General features: G+C 71.2%; 17 protein-coding genes. 11 read left to right on the forward strand and 6 right to left on the reverse strand.

Annotated elements, in window-relative coordinates; translation table 11 throughout:
• Positions 1 to 158 precede the first annotated feature (158 nt).
• Positions 159 to 1,175: an ATP-binding cassette domain-containing protein gene (locus ACIHIX_RS20505; protein WP_399957950.1), complete on the forward strand. Its 1,017-nt coding sequence runs from the start codon at positions 159 to 161 to the stop codon at positions 1,173 to 1,175.
• Positions 1,172 to 1,948, forward strand: coding sequence for an ABC transporter permease (locus ACIHIX_RS20510; protein WP_399957953.1), 777 nt, complete (start codon positions 1,172 to 1,174; stop codon positions 1,946 to 1,948). Before ACIHIX_RS20505 ends, ACIHIX_RS20510 begins: the two co-directional genes overlap by 4 nt.
• A gap of 59 nt (positions 1,949 to 2,007) precedes the next feature.
• Here the strand turns inward: ACIHIX_RS20510 and ACIHIX_RS20515 are convergent, their stop codons facing one another.
• The 3 genes from ACIHIX_RS20515 to ACIHIX_RS20525 form a co-directional block, all read right to left on the reverse strand.
• Entirely contained in the window at positions 2,008 to 2,850 is an 843-nt protein-coding gene (locus tag ACIHIX_RS20515) for a siderophore-interacting protein (RefSeq protein ID WP_399957956.1), read from the reverse strand.
• A gap of 148 nt (positions 2,851 to 2,998) precedes the next feature.
• On the reverse strand, positions 2,999 to 3,928 hold the full coding sequence (locus ACIHIX_RS20520; RefSeq protein WP_399958570.1) for a 5'-3' exonuclease H3TH domain-containing protein: 930 nt from the start codon (positions 3,926 to 3,928) through the stop codon (positions 2,999 to 3,001).
• A gap of 21 nt (positions 3,929 to 3,949) precedes the next feature.
• The gene (locus ACIHIX_RS20525; protein ID WP_399957959.1) at positions 3,950 to 4,315 is read right to left on the reverse strand and encodes a hypothetical protein; all 366 of its coding nucleotides are present in this window, start codon (positions 4,313 to 4,315) and stop codon (positions 3,950 to 3,952) included.
• A gap of 160 nt (positions 4,316 to 4,475) precedes the next feature.
• On the opposite strand from ACIHIX_RS20525, the gene ACIHIX_RS20530 reads away from it, so the two are divergent.
• The 4 genes from ACIHIX_RS20530 to ACIHIX_RS20545 all read left to right on the forward strand — a co-directional run bounded on the left by ACIHIX_RS20530 (position 4,476) and on the right by ACIHIX_RS20545 (position 9,740).
• A complete protein-coding gene (locus ACIHIX_RS20530; RefSeq protein WP_399957962.1) occupies positions 4,476 to 5,567 on the forward strand; it encodes a glycine betaine/L-proline ABC transporter ATP-binding protein in 1,092 nt (363 codons plus the stop codon).
• Positions 5,560 to 8,175: an ABC transporter permease/substrate binding protein gene (locus tag ACIHIX_RS20535; RefSeq protein WP_399957965.1), complete on the forward strand. Its 2,616-nt coding sequence runs from the start codon at positions 5,560 to 5,562 to the stop codon at positions 8,173 to 8,175. Before ACIHIX_RS20530 ends, ACIHIX_RS20535 begins: the two co-directional genes overlap by 8 nt.
• A gap of 282 nt (positions 8,176 to 8,457) precedes the next feature.
• A complete protein-coding gene (locus ACIHIX_RS20540; RefSeq protein WP_399957968.1) occupies positions 8,458 to 9,027 on the forward strand; it encodes a helix-turn-helix domain-containing protein in 570 nt (189 codons plus the stop codon).
• The gene (locus ACIHIX_RS20545; RefSeq protein WP_399957971.1) at positions 9,024 to 9,740 is read left to right on the forward strand and encodes a helical backbone metal receptor; all 717 of its coding nucleotides are present in this window, start codon (positions 9,024 to 9,026) and stop codon (positions 9,738 to 9,740) included. The genes ACIHIX_RS20540 and ACIHIX_RS20545 overlap by 4 nt, the downstream gene beginning before the upstream one ends.
• Here ACIHIX_RS20545 and ACIHIX_RS20550 read toward each other — a convergent pair.
• Positions 9,667 to 10,830: a TDT family transporter gene (locus ACIHIX_RS20550; protein WP_399957974.1), complete on the reverse strand. Its 1,164-nt coding sequence runs from the start codon at positions 10,828 to 10,830 to the stop codon at positions 9,667 to 9,669. The two genes, ACIHIX_RS20545 and ACIHIX_RS20550, sit on opposite strands and share 74 nt — an antisense overlap.
• 70 nt (positions 10,831 to 10,900) lie before the next feature.
• On the opposite strand from ACIHIX_RS20550, the gene ACIHIX_RS20555 reads away from it, so the two are divergent.
• Both ACIHIX_RS20555 and ACIHIX_RS20560 read left to right on the forward strand, forming a co-directional pair.
• Positions 10,901 to 11,815, forward strand: a complete 915-nt coding sequence (locus ACIHIX_RS20555; RefSeq protein WP_399957977.1) for a LysR family transcriptional regulator — start codon at positions 10,901 to 10,903, stop codon at positions 11,813 to 11,815.
• 59 nt (positions 11,816 to 11,874) lie between these two features.
• Positions 11,875 to 12,822: a phosphotransferase family protein gene (locus tag ACIHIX_RS20560; RefSeq protein ID WP_399957980.1), complete on the forward strand. Its 948-nt coding sequence runs from the start codon at positions 11,875 to 11,877 to the stop codon at positions 12,820 to 12,822.
• Here ACIHIX_RS20560 and ACIHIX_RS20565 read toward each other — a convergent pair.
• Together ACIHIX_RS20565 and ACIHIX_RS20570 are read right to left on the reverse strand one after the other, a co-directional pair.
• The gene (locus ACIHIX_RS20565; RefSeq protein WP_399957983.1) at positions 12,806 to 13,492 is read right to left on the reverse strand and encodes a gamma-glutamyl-gamma-aminobutyrate hydrolase family protein; all 687 of its coding nucleotides are present in this window, start codon (positions 13,490 to 13,492) and stop codon (positions 12,806 to 12,808) included. The two genes, ACIHIX_RS20560 and ACIHIX_RS20565, sit on opposite strands and share 17 nt — an antisense overlap.
• Positions 13,493 to 13,579: 87 nt before the next feature.
• Complete coding sequence (locus ACIHIX_RS20570) at positions 13,580 to 14,332, reverse strand: FadR/GntR family transcriptional regulator (protein WP_399957986.1); 753 nt, start codon at positions 14,330 to 14,332, stop codon at positions 13,580 to 13,582.
• Between the two features lie 95 nt (positions 14,333 to 14,427).
• On the opposite strand from ACIHIX_RS20570, the gene ACIHIX_RS20575 reads away from it, so the two are divergent.
• The 3 genes from ACIHIX_RS20575 to ACIHIX_RS20585 are packed head-to-tail and all read left to right on the forward strand — an operon-like array spanning position 14,428 to position 17,956.
• Complete coding sequence (locus ACIHIX_RS20575) at positions 14,428 to 15,786, forward strand: glutamine synthetase family protein (RefSeq protein WP_399957989.1); 1,359 nt, start codon at positions 14,428 to 14,430, stop codon at positions 15,784 to 15,786.
• A gap of 8 nt (positions 15,787 to 15,794) precedes the next feature.
• On the forward strand, positions 15,795 to 17,168 hold the full coding sequence (locus ACIHIX_RS20580; protein WP_399957992.1) for an aldehyde dehydrogenase family protein: 1,374 nt from the start codon (positions 15,795 to 15,797) through the stop codon (positions 17,166 to 17,168).
• A complete protein-coding gene (locus ACIHIX_RS20585; protein WP_399957995.1) occupies positions 17,165 to 17,956 on the forward strand; it encodes a 3-oxoacyl-ACP reductase in 792 nt (263 codons plus the stop codon). Before ACIHIX_RS20580 ends, ACIHIX_RS20585 begins: the two co-directional genes overlap by 4 nt.
• The last annotated feature ends 20 nt before the right edge of the window (positions 17,957 to 17,976 follow it).

Consider the following 17,976-nt stretch of genomic DNA (forward strand, 5'->3'; position numbering starts at 1 on the left):
CCCGGCACGGCTGTTGCAGCAGCGGTGCCAGGGCCTCGAACCCCGAGCTGAATCCGCCGTGAGGCACATCCAGGCGATCGAGGTGCGGCACACCCAGGATAGCCCGGTGCCCCTTCGGCGGATCAGCTGTCATCCGCTCACCCAGGAGAGCACCTGCCATGAACACCCCTGCGCCCGCAGTCGAGGCGCGTCAGCTGATCAAGACCTACCCCGGTGACGTCACCGCCCTCAACGGCCTGGACATCACCGTCGAACCCGGCACGGTCTTCGGGCTCCTCGGCCCCAACGGCGCCGGCAAGTCCACCACCGTCAAGATCCTCACCACCCTGGCCCGTCCCGACTCCGGCGCGGCCACCGTCGCCGGACAGGACGTACTGCGCCACCCGGACCGGGTCCGCCGCGCGATCGGCGTGGTCGCCCAGAACTCCGGCGCCGACCCCGTCGCCACCGGCCGCGAGAATCTGCGACTCCAGGGCAGGCTCCACGGCGTGAAGGGCGCCGCCCTCGACCACCGGGTGACCGAGCTGCTCGACCGCTTCAGCCTCTCCGACGCCGCGAACCGCCAGGTCAAGGGCTACTCCGGCGGTATGCGACGCCGACTCGACGTCGCCCTGGGTCTGGTGCACCGCCCCGAGGTCCTCTTCCTCGACGAGCCCACCACCGGCCTCGACCCGCAGGCCCGCGGCGCCATGTGGGACGAGATCGGCCGGCTCGCCGGCGAGGAGGGTCTGACCATCCTGCTCACCACGCACTACCTCGAAGAGGCCGACCGGCTCGCCGAGCGCGTCGCGATCGTCGACCGGGGCCGGGTCGTCGTCGAAGGCACCCCGGACGCCCTCAAGGGCGAACTCCGCGGCGACGCCGTCCACCTGGAACTGCGCGCCACGGTCGGTGAGGCCGGTCGTACGCTGCTGGGGGGCGCCCTCGGCGGACTGCCCGGGGTGCACGAGGTCCTGATGGACGGCCGGCGTGTCAGTGTCCGAGCCGACGACGGGGCGGCCGCGATGCCCGCCCTGCTCGGCGCCCTGGAGCGGGCCGGTGTCGGTGTCGCCGCCGCGACCGTCGCCCGCCCCTCGCTCGACGACGTGTATCTGCGCTACACGGGCCGGCGTTACACGGAGAGCACGGAAACCGTGGACACCGAAGAGCTGGTTCCCGCGGGAGGTGCCCGATGAGCACCGCCGTCTCCCAGACCTGGTACATGACGCAGCGCCAGCTCATGGTGTTCGTGCGGCAGCCCGCCTACGCGATCATCACGCTGATCCAGCCCGTGATCTGGCTGTTCCTCTTCGGCAGCCTGTTCCGCGACGTCGTCGAGCTCGGCGGCTTCGGCACCACCTCCTACCTCGACTACCTCGTCCCCGGCGTGGTCGTGATGAGCGCGCTGAGCTCCAACATGTGGGCGGGGATGACCACGCTCGACGAGATCCAGCGCGGCACCCTCGACCGCTTCCTGACCACCCCGGTCAGCCGGGCCGCCCTGATGAACGGCAACGTCGTCAACAACGGTCTGGTCACCGCCCTCCAGTCGGTCGTCATCGTGCTGCTCGGACTGCTGGGCGGCGCGGACTACCCCGGCGGGATCGCGGGCGTCGTCGTCCTGGTCGTCGCCTCGGTCCTGCTCGGCACCGTCTTCGGAGCGCTGTCCAACGCGCTCGGGATGCTGGTGCGGGAGCGCGAGTCGATCATCGGCATCAACACCTTCCTGCTGCTGCCGCTGACCTTCCTCTCCAGCGCCTTCATGGCACCGAGTCAGATGCCGTCCTGGATGCGGCACATCGCCGACTTCAACCCGCTCGACTGGGCGATGGTGGCCGGTCGTTCCGCACTGTCCGACAGCCCGGACCGGGGTGCGGTGCTGGGGCGCGGCGGGGCGCTGCTGGCGCTCGCGGTGGCGGCGGTGTGGCTGTCGATACGGACGTTCAGGTCGTATCAGCGCTCGGTGTGAGGGCGTCGGGACAGCGAAAGCGGCCCGTGCGTCGTGCTGCACGGGCCGCTTCTTTGGAGTCACGCCGCCGGCGTGCCCTCCTGCTCGCTCTCGATCCGGGCGTTCCACTCCCGCTTCGAGGCCTGCCAGCCGTCCTCGTTGTGGCCGAGCCGCCAGTAGCCGGAGATCGACAGGTCCTCGCGCGAGATCTCGCGCTCGACGCGCAGCAGCTGCCGCAGCTCCTTCACGAAGTGCGCCTCGCCGTGGACGAACGCGTGCACCCGCCCCTCGGGGAACTCCAGCGCGCGCACGGCCTCGGTCAGCGCCTCGCCGACCGGCCGGTCCCCGCGGTGCAGCCAGACGACCTCGACATCGGAGTCGATCTTCTGCTCCTCCTCGGGTCCCGACACCTCGACGAAGGCGTGCGCCGTGACACCGTCGGGCAGGGATTCCAGGGAGCGGGCGATGGCGGGCAGCGCGCTCTCGTCGCCGACGAGCAGATGCCAGTCGGCGGCGACATCGGGGGCGTAGGCGCCACCGGGGCCCATGAAGCGGACGGTCTCGCCCGGCTGTACACGCACCGCCCAAGGACCCGCTAGGCCCTCATCGCCGTGGATCACGAAGTCCAGGGTCATCTCGCGGTGTTCGGCGTCCCAGTGGCGGATCGTGTAGGTCCGGGTCACCGGCCACTGCTCGCGCGGGAACTCCTCGCGGATCCGTTCCATGTCGAAGGGCTCGGGATAGACGGCACCCCCCGCCGGGAACAGCAGCTTCACGTAATGGTCGGTGCAGGTGTCCGCCGCGAAATCGGCGAGCCCCTCGCCACCGAGCACGACCCGCTGCATGTGCGGGGTCAGTCGCTCGGTGCGGACGACCTGCGCGGAATGCGGCTTCCGCGGCTTGCGTCCCGGTCGTTCTGCCATGGCGGCCTCCCTGCTTCCCTGCTTAGGCTTACCTAAGTTAGCATCTCCCCCCTACTTAACACCCCTTGTCTGAGGGCAAGATTAAGCCAAACGTGAGAGTGTGGTTCCCCTCGGATGAGAGGGTGATTCGCTCAGCGGAGAAGATGATTTACGGAGCCAGGGTCGTCAGCAGCCGCTGCAACGAGCCGCCCAGGCCCCAGCGTGCCGCCAGCTCCTCCACCGCGGCCGGGTCCCGCGGGCCGCGCGGCAGCGTCGGGTCGACGTCCGGCAGCGGCACGTCGTCGGCGACCTTCACGACCGTCGGCGCCACCGCGACATACGGCCGCGACTCGTCGAGGCGCTTGCGCTGCGACGGCGTGAGCTTCGCCTTCGGGTCGTCGACCGCCGCCATGATCCCGGCCAGGTCGCCGAACTCGGCCAGCAGCTTGGCCGCCGTCTTCTCCCCGATGCCGGGCACCCCCGGCAGACCATCGCTCGGGTCGCCGCGCAGCAGCGCCAGATCCGCGTACCCCCGTCCGTCGACCCCATACTTCTCGCGCAGCCACGCCTCGTCGGTGAGCTGGAGCGTGCCCACGCCCTTGAGCGGGTACAGCACGCGGATGCCGCGGGCGTCGTCCACCAGCTGGTACAGGTCGCGGTCGCCGGTGACGATGTCGACCGGGCCCTTCGCGCGCGCGGTGAACGTGCCGATCACGTCGTCCGCCTCGTAGCCCGCGACGCCCACGCGCGCGATGCCCAGCGCGTCCAGGACGGCCTCGATGACCGGCACCTGCGGCGACAGCGTGTCCGGCACCTCCTCCTCGTCCGGTCCCATCTCGTGCTCCTCGGCGACGCGGTGGGCCTTGTAGGAGGGGATCAGATCGACCCGCCACTGGGGACGCCAGTCGGCGTCCATGCAGGCCACCAGCTCATCGGGGCGATGGTCCTTGACCAGGCGGTCGATGAACTCCAGCAGTCCGCGCACGGCGTTCACCGGCGTGCCGTCCGGGGCCTTCACGGACTCCGGGACGCCGAAGTAGGCGCGGAAGTAGAGCGAGGCGGTGTCGAGAAGCATGAGTCGTCCGGTCACGCCTCGCATCATGCCGTACGGCACCGACACTCACCCGCCGGCGCCAACGCCGGTCAGCAGCCACCGCCGGCGCGGCCGCTCGGTGACCAGCGTCGCCGCGGCCAGCGCCGACACGACGACCGCCGCCCACACCGGCCAGGCCCACCACGCCGCGACCACCGCCGTGACGAGCTGGAGCAGCACCAGCAGGATCGTGACCACGCCGGGCACCGGGACGATCACCTGCGCCTTGTCGCCCGGTGTGGAGAACACGGTCGGCAGACCGATGAGGACCACCACCGCGAGGACGGCGAGCGCCCAGGAGTACGGGGCCAGAGCCCAGGGCGCGGCCACCCACGCCACCAGCTCCGTCGCGAAGCGCAGCACGGATGCGCGTCGGTCGTCCGGTCGTTCCACAGCTGTCCCCCCAGCACCGATGTGAAGCGTCGACGGTGATCCTACGGACTGGTACGGCGATCCTGCGGACTGGTTGTGAACTGAACCACTTCCCGGTTTGTCCTGGTCGGCCGGGGGCAGGCGCCGCCACTGACCCCCGCCCCCGACGCAAGAGGTACGCGTGTCAGCCAGCCTAGAGGCCGAACATCTCTACAAGGTGTTCGGCAGACGACCGAGTGAGGCAGTCGAGAGACTGCGCGACGGAGCCGACCGGGAGGAGCTGCGCACCGACGGCACGACCGCCGCCGTCATCGACGCCTCCTTCACCGTGGACCCCGGCCAGATCTTCGTCGTCATGGGTCTGTCCGGATCCGGCAAGTCGACGCTGCTGCGCATGCTCAACGGGCTGCTGGAACCGACCGCGGGCAGCGTCCGCTTCGACGGCCAGGACCTGACCGCGCTCGGCGACCGGGAACTGCGCGAGGTCCGCGCCCGCAAGATCAGCATGGTCTTCCAGCACTTCGCGCTGTTCCCGCACCGCAGTGTCCTGGAGAACGCCGCCTACGGCCTCGCCGTGCAGGGCGTCGCCAAGGCCGAGCGGACGAAGCGGGCCACCGAGGCGCTGGAGCTGTGCGGCCTCGCCGGCTGGGAGAAGTCCTGGCCCGACGAGCTGTCCGGCGGTATGCAGCAGCGCGTGGGACTGGCCCGCGCCCTGGCCACCGACGCCGACCTGCTGCTGATGGACGAGTCCTTCAGCGCCCTCGACCCGCTGATCCGCCGGGACATGCAGGACCAGCTGCTCCAGCTCCAGCAGACCCTGAAGAAGACGATCGTCTTCATCACCCACGACCTCAACGAGGCCATGCGCCTGGGGGACCGGATCGCCGTCATGCGCGACGGCCGGATCGTCCAGAACGGCACCGCCGAGGACATCCTCGTGCGGCCCGCGAACGACTACGTCGCCTCCTTCATCCAGGACGTCGACCGCTCCCGCGTGCTGACCGCGTCCGCCGTCATGGACACCGACGTGCGCGGCGACGAGGCCGACTGCGGCTGTACGAGCGGCTGCGAGACCGCGACGCCCGACACCCCGTTCACCGAACTCTGCGCGATGAGCGCCCGCTCGACGCACCCCGTGGCGGTGCTGGACGACAGCCGCCGCCTCGTCGGCGTGGTCCCCGGCAGACGGCTGATCGGCTTCCTCGCCGACGGACAGGCCATCCCCGCGCCCCGGGAGGGCGACGACAGGGCGGAGGCGGTGGCCCGTGCCTAGGATTCCGCTCGGCGACTGGGTCAACGACGCCGTCGACTGGCTGCTCGGCCACATGGCCTGGCTCTTCGACTTCCTCAAGACCGTCTTCACCGGCGCCTACGACGGTATCGACGCCGTCCTCCAGGCGCCCGAACCCCTGCTCCTCGCGGGCATCTTCGCCGTGGTCGCCTTCTGGCTGCGCGGCACCACGGCCGGCCTGCTCACCTTCGTGGGCTTCGCCTTCATCGACTCCCTCGAACTGTGGGACGACGCGATGGTGACCCTCTCCCTGGTCCTCGTCGCCACGCTCATCGCCCTGGTGATCGCCGTACCCGTGGGTATCTGGGCGGCCCGCTCCGACCGGGTCAGCGGACTGGTCCGGCCGGTCCTGGACTTCATGCAGACGCTGCCCGCGATGATCTACCTGATCCCGGCGATCCTCTTCTTCGGCACCGGCGCCTCCGCGGGCATGGTCGCCACCCTGATCTTCGCGCTCGCCCCCGGCGTGCGCATGACCGAGCTGGGCATCCGCCAGGTCGACAAGGAACTGGTCGAGGCGGCCGAGGCGTTCGGCACGACTCCCAGGGACACCCTGCTGCGCGTCCAGCTGCCGCTCGCCCTGCCGACCGTCATGGCCGGCGTCAACCAGGTCATCATGCTCGGCCTGTCCATGGCCGCGATCGCCGGCATGGTCGGCACCGGCGGCCTGGGCGGCCGGGTCAACGAGGCCATCGGCCAGCTCGACGTCGGCCTCGGCTCCGAGGCGGGCGTGGCCATCGTGATCCTCGCGATCTACCTCGACCGGATGACCGGCGCCCTCGGCACCCAGGTCTCCCCGCTGGGCCGCCGCGCCGCCGCCCGGGCCCGCGCGGCACAGGGGCTGAAGATCCGGTCGTACCGCCCCCGCCCCCAGGTCGCCGTGATCGGCATCGTGATCCTCGCCCTGGTCGCGGGCGGCATGGGCATGTTCGGCGGCAGCGGCGCCGGCACGGCTCCGGTCGCCGACGGCAAGGACGTCGGCCAGGGCAAGAAGGTCAGCATCGGCTACGTCCCCTGGGACGACGGCGTCGCCTCCACCTTCCTCTGGAAGGAGATCCTGGAGCAGCGCGGCTTCCAGGTGGACGCCAAGCAGCTCGACGCGGGCCCCCTCTACACCTCCGTCGCCTCCGGCAACGCCGACTTCATGACGGGAGCCTGGCTGCCGACGACCCACGAGCAGTACTGGAAGAAGTACGGCAACCAACTGGACGACCTGGGCGCCTGGTACGACAAGACGTCGCTGGAGCTGAGCGTGCCGTCGTACATGAAGGACGTCGACTCGCTCGACGACCTCAAGGGCAAGGCCTCCGAGTTCGGCGGGAAGATCACCGGCATCGAGTCGAGCGCCGGTGAGATGGCCCTGCTGAAGAGCAAGGTCCTCAAGGCGTACGGCCTCGACAAGGAGTACAAGGTCGTCGACAGCTCCACGCCCGCCATGCTGGCCGAGCTGAAGCGGGCGTACGCCCAGAAGGACCCGATCGTCGTCACGCTCTGGTCGCCGCACTGGGCGTACAACGACTACGACCTGAAGAAGCTCAAGGACCCCAAGGGGGCATGGGGTTCCGGCGACGGCATTCACACCGTGGCCCGCAAGGGCTTCGCCGCCGACAACCCGGTCGTCGGCAAGTGGCTGAAGGACTTCAAGCTCGACGAGAAGCAGCTCACCAGCCTTGAGGCCGAGATCAACAAGGCCGGCAAGGGCAAGCAGCAGGACGCTGTCCGCGCCTGGCTGAAGGACAACCCCGGCGTGGTCGACAAGCTGGCCCCGGTCGCGAAGAGCGCGGCCACCCCCGCAGAGGCCAAGAACCCGATCGACGTGGCCTGGTTCCCCTGGGACGAGGACATCGCCGTCACCCACCTGTGGAAGAACGTCCTGGAGCGGCGCGGCTACCGGCTGAACCTCAAGCAGATGGACGTCGGCCCGGTCTACACCGGCCTCGCCTCCGGGGACCTCGACCTCAACTTCGACGCCTGGCTGCCGTACGCGCAGGCGAACTACTGGGACAAGAACAAGGACAGACTCGCCGACCTCGGCACCTGGTACCGCCCGACCTCGCTGGAGGTCGCCGTCCCCTCGTACGTCAAGGGGATCAAGTCCTACGAGGACCTCAAGGGCAAGGCCGACCTCTTCGACGGGAAGATCATCGGCATCGAGCCGGGCACCGGCGAGATGAACCTTCTGAAGAACAAGGTCCTGCCCGGCTACGGCCTGGACAAGGAGTACGACGTCGTCGACGGCTCCACGCCCGCGATGCTCGCCGAGCTCAAGCGCGCGTACGCCAGGAAGCAGCCCGTCGCCGTCGTGCTCTGGTCGCCGCACTGGGCGTACAGCCAGTACGACCTCACCAAGCTGAAGGACGGCAGGAAGCTCTTCGGTGAGGGGAACACGATCCGCACCATCGCCAACGAGGAGTTCCCGGCGCGGTATCCGCAGCTCACCAAGTGGATCAAGGGCTTCCATATGAGCGAGGACGAGCTCGGTACCCTGGAGGCCGCGATCAACGCGCACGGCCAGGGGCACGAGGACGAGGCGGTCGAGGACTGGCTGAAGAAGCACCCGGACATGGTGGAGCGGATGACCCCGCAGTAGCCGCGACCAAAAGAAACCGGACAACCACATACAGCTACGTCGTCACCTGAGCCTCATCCGGCCGTCGTGGTCAGGCCGTTCGTCCTGACGGAGGAATCCCCTCACACGGCGGCCGGAGAGCTGATCTACTGGCCGGAGTTGGCGAGAATGCCCGCTCCCGGCTTACGGCAATGTGACGGGCGCATGAAACGGTTTGCCGAACATGCGTAGGGTGCAGACAACTCGACAGAGACATGTTCAGCAACGGGTGCCGAGCGACGAGCGAAGGAGGGAGCCGGAGCGATGGGCGACCACAAAGAACAGCCCCTGCGGGTGGGCGCGGCCGTACGGCGGCGGCGTCGCGCGCTGGAACTCACCCTCGCCGTCGTGGCCGAACGCAGCGGCCTGTCGGTCCCCTTCCTGAGCCAGATCGAGAACGAACGGGCCCGCCCCAGCCGCAGCTCCCTGGAGAAGGTCGCCGACGCCCTGCGCACCACCGCCGTCGAACTCCTCGCCGCCGCCGACCCGGCGTGCAGCGTCGACGTCGTGCGCGCCGACTGCGCGGAGGCGGAACCCCAGCCCCGGGTGCGTTCCCTGGTGCGCGGTCACCATCAGATGCACGCCCAGGAGTTCACCGGCGACCATGACGCCCGGCGTGAATTCCAGTACCGCAACGACCAGTTGATGTACGTCGCCGACGGCGCCGTGGAGATCGAGGCGGAGGGCCGGGCCTACCGGCTCGGCCGGGGCGACACCCTCTACCTCACCGGCGGGGTGCGGCACCGCTGGCGGGCGACCGTGTCCGACACCCGGGTGGTCGTCGTCGCGGTGGCCGAACACATCGAGGCGGTCCAGGACCGGCCACGTCAGTGAGGGTCGTGTCCCTGGTCCCGTCCCTCACGGAGGCGGTGGCCGAGACCGTCCCCGGCGCCCTGGTCGGCGCCACCGACTGGTGCACGCATCCGGCGGAGCTGGACGTGACGCGGATCGGCGGTACGAAGAACCCCGACCTCGACGGCGTCCTCGCCCTCGCCCCCGACCTCGTGATCGCCAACGAGGAGGAGAACCGCGCCCCCGACCTGGCGGCCCTGCGCGCGGCGGGCGTCGAGGTCCAGGTGACCGAGGTGCGGGACGTGCCACAGGCCTTCCGGGAGCTGGCCCGCGTGCTGACGGCGTGCGGGGCGCGGGGACGGCCGCGCTGGCTGGACGAGGCGGAGGAGGCCTGGTCGGGGCCGCCTCCGACGGTTCGGGAGACGGCGGTCGTGCCGATCTGGCGCCGCCCCTGGATGGTGCTGGGCCGGGACACGTTCGCGGGCGACGTGCTGGCCCGCCTGGGCGTGGACCACCTGTACGCGACGCACCCCGACCGCTATCCCCGCATCCCCCTCGACGCGTTGCGGGCGAGGCGACCGGACCTGGTGGTCCTCCCGGACGAGCCGTACCGCTTCACCGCGGACGACGGCCCGGAGGCGTTCGCGGGGATCCCGGCCGCGCTGGTCAGCGGCCGTCACCTCACCTGGTACGGCCCGTCCCTCCGGGAAGCGCCACGGGTCCTGACCGAGGCCCTGCGAGCAGCTCACCGCTGACGAGCCCCCGTACGGTGTGCAGGGCGGCGACACCCCAGGCGGCGAGGAGGACCACGTACAGCCCGACCGCGAGCCCGTCGAGGACGACCAGTCCGGTGTGCCGGGCCAGCCCCTCCGCCCCGGTGACACAGGTCCCGACCGGGAACGTGAACGCCCACCAGGTCATCGCGAACCCCATCCCCGCCCGGCGGGCCCGCACGACGTGCGCGACCGCGAGCGCGAACCAGAGCAGCGCGAACCCCATGACGGGGACGCCGTAGAGCACGGCGAGAACCGAGAAACCACCGCTGTACGGGTCCGGCACGACACCGGGGGCGACGTCCGCGAACTTGTTGACCGCGGTGGTGGACTGCCCGAGCGGACCCAGGACGAGGAACAGGGTCGGGGTGAGGGCGAGCGGCAGCGGCCCGCCCGTGATCAGCCGGCCGAAGACGAGGGGCAGCATGAGCAGCGTCGCGAGCAGCGAGACCCCGAACAGGGCGACGCAGGCGAGCAGCAGGGTCTCCTGCGCCTGACCCGCCGGGAGATGGGGCACGAGGAGCGGGCCGAGCGCCGCGGACACCATGGGCGCGACGAGGGGCAGCAGCCACACGGGGGTCGCCTGTCCCGGCTCGATGCGATGGCGTACGGCCATCAGATAGGGGACGGCGACGGCGGCCGCGAGCCCGACGGCCGTTCCGGTGGTGAACAGCACGGCGTCCAGTGCCACCGCCGCCTCGGTGCCGATCCAGTCGACGCCGACGGTGAGGGCACCGCCGCCGACGGCGAGCAGGGCCATGGCCGGACAGCCGTAGAAGGGGGCCATCGCCGGGTCGAGCAGATGGGCGCGGGCTTGGTCGCGATGGTGGGCCCAGTGCAGGGCGCGGGCGCCGAGGAGGGTGAGGAGCAGGACGAGGGAGAACGCCCAGACGCCGGTGAGGGCGGTGCGCAGACCGGGCACGGAGACGGGCAGCCCGGCTCCGGCGGTGGCGACGATGGCGGTGCCCATGACGGTGGCGTACCAGTTCGGTCCGAGGTGACGGACGGCTGTGGCGCGCGGGGGTCGTGCGGTGGCACGGGTGGTGAGGAGGGGCTGGGCTGCGGTGACCATGCTTCGAGCGTCGCGTGGCTCGGCGCTCCCCACCAGGGACGATGTCTCTATGAGGACATAAACTGGGCTTATGAGCAGTGAGGGAACGGTCACCGGCACGCTGGCACACAGAGTCCCTGACCTGGGGGCGCTGGAGCTGCTGCTGGCGGTGGCGCGGCTCGGCAGTCTCGGTGCGGCGGCCCGCGAGGTCGGCATCACCCAGCCCGCGGCCAGCAGCCGCATCCGCTCCATGGAACGGCAACTCGGCGTGGCGCTGGTGGACCGCTCGCCCCGCGGTTCGCGGCTGACGGACGCCGGGGCGCTGGTCACGGACTGGGCGCGGCGGATCGTGGAGGCGGCGGAGGCGTTCGACGCGGGGGCGCAGGCGCTGCGTGACCGGCGTGACTCCCGGCTGAGGGTGGCGGCGAGCATGACGATCGCCGAGTATCTGCTGCCGGGCTGGCTGCTCGCCCTGCGCGCCCAACGCCCCGACACCGCTGTGTCGTTGCTGGCGGGCAACTCCGCGGCGGTCGCGGAACGCCTGCTGACCGACGAGGCGGACCTGGGCTTCGTGGAGGGGCTGACGGTCCCGACCGGCCTCGACTCGGTCGTCATCGCCCATGACCGCCTCATCGTCGTCACCGCCCCGGCCCACCCCTGGGCCTGCCGACGACGCCCGCTGGCCGCCGAGGAGTTGGCGTCGACGCCGCTGATCCTGCGGGAGAAGGGGTCGGGAACGCGGCAGGTCCTGGACACCGCGCTGGGCGGCCTGGCGCGGCCGCTGATCGAGCTGTCGTCCACCACGGCGGTGAAGGCGGCGGCGGTGAGCGGGGCGGGGCCGGCGGTACTCAGCGAACTGGCGGTGGGGGAGGAGCTGGCGATGCGGAGGTTGGTGGCGGTACCGGTGGAGGGCGTCTCCCTGGCCCGTGATCTGCGGGCGGTATGGCCGACGGGGCATCGGCCGGTGGGGCCGGCGCGGGAGTTGTTGTCGTTGACGCGGGGGTAGGGGCGGCAGGGGCGAAAATCCTTGGTGCGTCACCGCCCCCGACCCGCACCATGCCTTCCATGGCCCCCACCGCCCCGCCCGCCGCAGGCGTCCGCACCCCCTGGGAACACCTCCCGCCCCACGTCCACGCCGCCGTCGCCGACATCCTCGGCGCCCCCGTCGTCCACGCCACCACCCAACCCGGCGGATTCTCCCCGGGCACGGCCGCCCGGCTCCGTACCGCCCACGGCCACCGCGCCTTCGTGAAGGCGGTCAGCGCGCAGGTCAACGCGACCAGCCCGGTGTTCCACCGCCGGGAAGCCCGGCACACCGCCGCGCTCCCGTCCGCCGTCCCCGCACCCCGCCTCCTCGGCACTCACGACGACGGCACCTGGATGGTTCTGGTACTCGAGGACGTCGAGGGGCGTCAGCCCCACGTCCCCTGGCGGCAACCGGAGTTGAGGCGCGTCCTGGATGCCGTCGGTGAGCTCTCGCACGCCCTCACCCCGGCCCCCGTACCCGACGCACCCCTCGCCGCCGAGTCCCTCGCCGACCAGTTCGACGGCTGGCGGCGGCTCCTCGACCAGCCCACGCCCGAGGCGCTCGATCCCTGGGTCGCGGCCCGTCTCCCGTACCTCGCCGAACTCGCCGCCCCCTGGCCCGAGGCCGTCGCCGGCGACACCCTCGCCCACGGCGATCTCCGCGCCGACAACATGCTGCTCACCGACGACGACCGCGTCGTCTTCGTCGACTGGCCGCACGTCGTCCGCGGCGCACCCTGGCTCGACCTGCTGCTGATGCTCCCCTGCGTCAGGGCCCAGGGCGGCCCGGACCCCGAGGAGTTGTTCCGTACCCACCCCCTGGGCCGTGCCGCCGACCCGGACGCGGTCACCGTGGCCCTCGCGGGCCTCGCCGGCTACTTCGTCCACCGCGGTCTGCAACCCCCGCCGCCCGGCATCCCCACCGTCCGCGCCTTCCAGCGCGCCCAGGGCGAGGCGGCGTCGGAGTGGCTCAGGAAGCGGCTGTGACCAGCGCCCGCACCACCCGCAGATCCTCACCCATCTCCGGATGCCACTGCACCCCCAGCACCCACCCGGCGGCGGACGGCAGTTCCACCGCCTCCACCGTCCCGTCCGCAGCGTGCGCCGACGCCACCAGACCGGCGCCGAGGCGGTCCACGGCCTGGTGGTGATACGTCGGTACCGACGTCTCCTCCGGCACCGCATCGGCGTACAGCGTCCCCGGCACCGGCTTCACCCCGTGCCGTCCGAACACGCCGACCACCTCCGCGTGCCCGTCGATGTGCTGGACGAGGGTGCCGCCGACGGCGACGTTCAGCAGTTGCATGCCACGGCAGATCCCCAGGAGCGGTATCCCCGCCGCCAGGGCCGCGTCGATCAACGCCAGCTCCCACGCGTCCCGTTCCCGCGCGGGCGGGCCGGTGCGGGGCTCGCGCTCGGCGCCGTAGTGGACCGGCTCCACGTCCGGACCGCCCGCTATCACCAGGCCGTCCAGGCGGGCCACGGTCGCGGCGGCGTGCTCCGGCGCGTCCGGCGGCAGCATCGCCACCAGCCCGCCCGCCCGCTGCACCAGGCGCGGGTACCCGGCGGGCAGCAGCGCCGCCTCCAACTCCCACACGCCCCAGCGTGCCCCGGCCTCCAGATACGTACTGATGCCGATCAGCGGCCTGCCCGCCATATGTAGTCCTCCAGCTCCCCGCAATGGATTGCCGTCATACCTTTGCCGAGCCGAGCCGCGTACGGCAAGACCACGCCGGTCACAGTCCTACGCCAGGAACCCCCTCAGCAGCGCCGCCGTCCCCGCGCAGTGCTCCCGCATCATCTCCCGCGCCCCGTCCGCGTCCCCGTCGAGGACCGCCTCCACCAGCGCGCTGTGCTGACGCTGCGAGTGCTCCAGGTTCCGCACCAGGAGCGGGATGCAGTCCAGCAGGTCGTTCACCGTGGCCCGTACCGCCGCGTACTGCGCCGTCAGCGTCGGCGAACCGCACAGCTCGGCCAGCGTGAGGTGCAGGAGGGTGTCCAGGCGTCGGTAGTCCGGCAGTGGCGCGTCCTGGGTCCTGGCGAGGGCCTCGCGCAGGCGGTCCGCCTGCTCGTCGGTCAGACCGTGTGCCGCACACAGGCCCGCCGCCCCGACCTCCAGCACCTCCCGGAAGCGGAGCACGTCCTCGATGTCGACCTCGGCGATCCGCCGCCGCAGCTCGCCCTCGCCGAGGTCGCCCGCGTCCGCGCGCGGCAGCACGAACGTGCCGCCGTACCGCCCGCGCCGCGACTCGACCAGCCCCTGGTCCTGAAGCACCTTCAGCACCTCGCGCAGCGTCACCCGGCTGATCCCGAGCCGCTCCGCCAGCTCCCGCTCGGCCGGCAGCCGCTCGCCCCCCGGCACCAGACCGAGCCGTACGACCTGGAGGATCTGCTCCAGCGCCTCCTCGAACCCGTTGCCCGCCCGCACCGGCCGCAGCACCGGCGTCAGACGGTCCTCAAGGCGGCCCTCCGGACCGCCCTCCGGATCCAGCGACATCCCGCCGCACCCCCTTCCCAAGCAATGGTTCTCCGCAATACCTTATGGCTTCCGGCCCGGCCGAAAAAGCGCGAAGAAGCCGAAGGAGCGTTCCCGTGGCAGACCGCACAGCCCCGCTGAGCGTCGAGGAGCTGCACGCCCTCGTCGCGAGCGGTGAGATCGACACCGTCGTCCTGGCCTTTCCCGACATGCAGGGAAGACTCCAGGGCAAGCGGTTCGCCGCCCGCTTCTTCCTCGACGAGGTACTCCACCACGGCACCGAGGGCTGCAACTACCTCCTGGCCGTGGACACCGAGATGAACACCGTCGACGGGTACGCCATGTCGTCCTGGGACCGGGGCTACGGCGACTTCGCCATGCACCCCGATCTGAGCACCCTGCGCCGCGTGCCCTGGAACGCCGGCACCGCCATGCTCATCGCCGACCTCGCCTGGGAGGACGGCTCCCCGGTCGTCGCCGCGCCCCGGCAGATCCTCCGCCGCCAGCTGGAGCGGCTCGCCGAGCACGGGTACACCGCCCAGGTCGGCACCGAGCTGGAGTTCATCGTCTTCAAGGACACCTACGAACAGGCCTGGGACAGCAACTACCGGGGGCTCACACCGGCGAACCAGTACAACATCGACTACTCGGTGCTGGGGACCGGCCGGATCGAACCGCTGCTCCGCCGGATCCGCAACGAGATGGCGGGCGCCGGACTGACCGTCGAGTCCGCCAAGGGCGAGTGCAACCCGGGGCAGCACGAGATCGCCTTCCGCTACGACGACGCGGTGGTCACCTGCGACCAGCACGCCATCTACAAGACCGGCACCAAGGAGATCGCCGCCCAGGAGGGCGTCTCGATCACCTTCATGGCCAAGTACAACGAGCGCGAGGGCAACTCCTGCCACATCCACCTCTCCCTCGCGGACGCCGCCGGCAACAACGCCATGGCCGAGAACGGCGGCATGTCGGAGGTCATGCGGCACTTCCTCGCCGGGCAGCTGGCCGCCCTCAGGGACTTCTCCCTGCTCTACGCGCCCAACATCAACTCGTACAAGCGCTTCCAGCCCGGTTCCTTCGCCCCGACCGCCGTCGCCTGGGGGCACGACAACCGGACCTGCGCGCTGCGGGTCGTCGGCCACGGCCGTTCGATGCGCTTCGAGAACCGGCTCCCGGGCGGTGACGTCAACCCGTACCTGGCGGTCGCGGGCCTCGTCGCCGCCGGGCTGCACGGCATCGAGCAGAAACTGGAGCTGCCCGACGCCTGTGCGGGCAACGCCTACACCGCCGAGTACGCCCACGTTCCCACCACCCTCCGCGAGGCCGCCGAGCTGTGGGAGAACAGCCCCATCGCCAAGGCCGCCTTCGGCGACGAGGTCGTGGCCCACTACCGCAACATGGCGCGCGTCGAGCTGGACGCCTTCGACGCCGCGGTGACCGACTGGGAGCTGCGCCGCTCCTTCGAACGTCTGTGAGGCATCTCTTGTCACAACCGTATGAACTGGACATCCTCAACCCCGCGACGGAAGAGGTGATCGCGACCGTCCCGGGCGCCGTCGAGCAGGACGTGAACGCCGCCGTCCACCGCGCCGGCCTGGCGCAGCGCGCGTGGGCGGCCGTCGCGCCCGCCGACCGGGCCAGACTGCTGCGCCGGTTCGCCGTCGTCGTCGACGAACACGTCGAGGAACTCGCCCGGTTGGAGGTCCGGGAAGCCGGCCACACCCTCGGCAACGCCCGCTGGGAAGCGGGCAATGTGCGCGACCTGCTCGACTACGCCGCCGGTGGCGTGGAGCGGCTCGCGGGCCGCCAGATCCCCGTGCCCGGCGGTCTCGACGTCACCCTCCTCGAACCCCTGGGCGTCGTCGGCGTCATCGCGCCCTGGAACTTCCCCATGCCGATCGCGGCCTGGGGTACCGCGCCGGCCCTCGCGGCAGGCAACGCCGTCGTCCTCAAGCCCGCCGAGACGACGCCGTTGACCGCCCTCCGTCTCGCCGAACTCGCCCTGGAGGCAGGGCTCCCGGAGAACCTCTTCCAGGTGGTGCCTGGACTCGGGCACATCGCGGGTGAGTCCCTCGTGCGGCAGCCCGGCATCGCCAAGGTCGTCTTCACCGGCTCCACCCGGACCGGCAAGCGCGTCATGGCGCTCTGCGCCGACCAGGTCAAGCCGGTCACCCTCGAACTCGGCGGCAAGAGCCCCAACGTCGTCTTCGCCGACGCCGACCTCAAGACCGCCGTCGACCCCTTCTCCTTCCTCGACAACGCCGGCCAGGACTGCTGCGCCCGCACCCGCATCCTGGTGCAGGATTCCGTGTACGACGAGGTTCGCGAGCTGCTGGCCGACGCGCTGGCCGCCGTGGTCGTGGGCGATCCGGCCGACGAGAAGACCCAGATGGGCCCGCTGATCTCCCGTCAGCAGCTCGACCGCGTACGGTCGTTCGTGCCGGACGACGCCCCGGCCCTGCGCGGCAGCGCCCCCGAGGGGCCGGGCTTCTGGTTCCCGCCGACCGTCCTCACGGGGGAGCGGCACGACTCCGAGGCGGCCCGCGAGGAGATCTTCGGCCCGGTCGCCGTACTCCTGCCCTTCACCGACGAGGAGGACGCGATCCGCCTCGCCAACGACACCCCGTACGGCCTCTCCGGCTCCATCTGGACCCGGGACGTCGGCCGCGCGCTCCGCGTCTCCCAGGGGGTCAGGGCCGGGAACCTGTCCGTCAACTCCCACTCCAGCGTCCGCTACTGGACCCCCTTCGGCGGCTACAAGCAGTCCGGTGTCGGCCGTGAGCTCGGCCCGGACGCCCTCGCCGCCTTCACCGAAACCAAGAACGTCTTCATCAGCACGGAGGGCCCCGCACAGTGACCTCATCCACCGAGGAAATCGTCTGCCGCCGCCTGGTCGGCCGCACCGCCGTCATCACCGGCGCCGGCAGCGGCATCGGCCTCGCCACCGCCCGCCGCCTCGCCTCCGAAGGCGCCCATGTCGTCTGCGCGGACGTCGACGAGGCCCGCGGCAAGGCCGCCGCGGACGAGGTCGGCGGCCTCTTCGTGAAGGTCGACGTCACCGACGCCGAGCAGGTCGAGGCGCTGTTCAAGACGGCGTACGACACCTACGGCAGCGTCGACGTCGCCTTCAACAACGCGGGCATCTCTCCGCCCGACGACGATTCCATCCTGGAGACCGGGCTGGAGGCCTGGAAGCGCGTCCAGGAGGTCAACCTCACCTCCGTGTACCTGTGCTGCAAGGCGGCCATCCCCTATATGCGGCAGCAGGGCAAGGGCTCGATCATCAACACGGCGTCGTTCGTGGCGAGGATGGGCGCGGCCACCTCGCAGATCTCGTACACCGCCTCCAAGGGCGGCGTCCTGGCCATGTCCCGTGAGCTGGGCGTGCAGTTCGCACGGGAGGGCATCCGCGTGAACGCCCTGTGCCCGGGCCCGGTCAACACCCCGCTCCTCCAGGAGCTGTTCGCCAAGGACCCCGAGCGGGCCGCCCGCCGCCTCGTCCACATCCCCGTCGGCCGGTTCGCCGAGGCCGAGGAGATCGCCGCCGCCGTCGCCTTCCTGGCCAGCGACGACTCCTCCTTCGTCAACGCCAGCGACTTCCTGGTCGACGGCGGAATCTCCGGGGCTTACGTCACGCCGCTGTAGACCGCGGCCTACAGTGCCGG

Origin of the sequence: Streptomyces sp. NPDC051913, assembly GCF_044593635.1 — a bacterium.
GTDB lineage: Bacteria > Actinomycetota > Actinomycetes > Streptomycetales > Streptomycetaceae > Streptomyces.

Excerpts from the sequence above, each read along its gene's own strand:
- ACIHIX_RS20505 (WP_399957950.1), top strand. The coding sequence starts at position 159 with ATGAACACCCCTGCGCCCGCAGTCGAGGCGCGTCAGCTGATCAAGACC.
- ACIHIX_RS20555 (WP_399957977.1), top strand. The coding sequence starts at position 10,901 with ATGAGCAGTGAGGGAACGGTCACCGGCACGCTGGCACACAGAGTCCCT.
- ACIHIX_RS20565 (WP_399957983.1), bottom strand. The coding sequence starts at position 13,492 with ATGGCGGGCAGGCCGCTGATCGGCATCAGTACGTATCTGGAGGCCGGG.
- ACIHIX_RS20520 (WP_399958570.1), bottom strand. The coding sequence starts at position 3,928 with ATGCGAGGCGTGACCGGACGACTCATGCTTCTCGACACCGCCTCGCTC.
- ACIHIX_RS20540 (WP_399957968.1), top strand. The coding sequence starts at position 8,458 with ATGGGCGACCACAAAGAACAGCCCCTGCGGGTGGGCGCGGCCGTACGG.
- ACIHIX_RS20560 (WP_399957980.1), top strand. The coding sequence starts at position 11,875 with ATGGCCCCCACCGCCCCGCCCGCCGCAGGCGTCCGCACCCCCTGGGAA.
- ACIHIX_RS20510 (WP_399957953.1), top strand. The coding sequence starts at position 1,172 with ATGAGCACCGCCGTCTCCCAGACCTGGTACATGACGCAGCGCCAGCTC.
- ACIHIX_RS20570 (WP_399957986.1), bottom strand. The coding sequence starts at position 14,332 with ATGTCGCTGGATCCGGAGGGCGGTCCGGAGGGCCGCCTTGAGGACCGT.
- ACIHIX_RS20515 (WP_399957956.1), bottom strand. The coding sequence starts at position 2,850 with ATGGCAGAACGACCGGGACGCAAGCCGCGGAAGCCGCATTCCGCGCAG.
- ACIHIX_RS20550 (WP_399957974.1), bottom strand. The coding sequence starts at position 10,830 with ATGGTCACCGCAGCCCAGCCCCTCCTCACCACCCGTGCCACCGCACGA.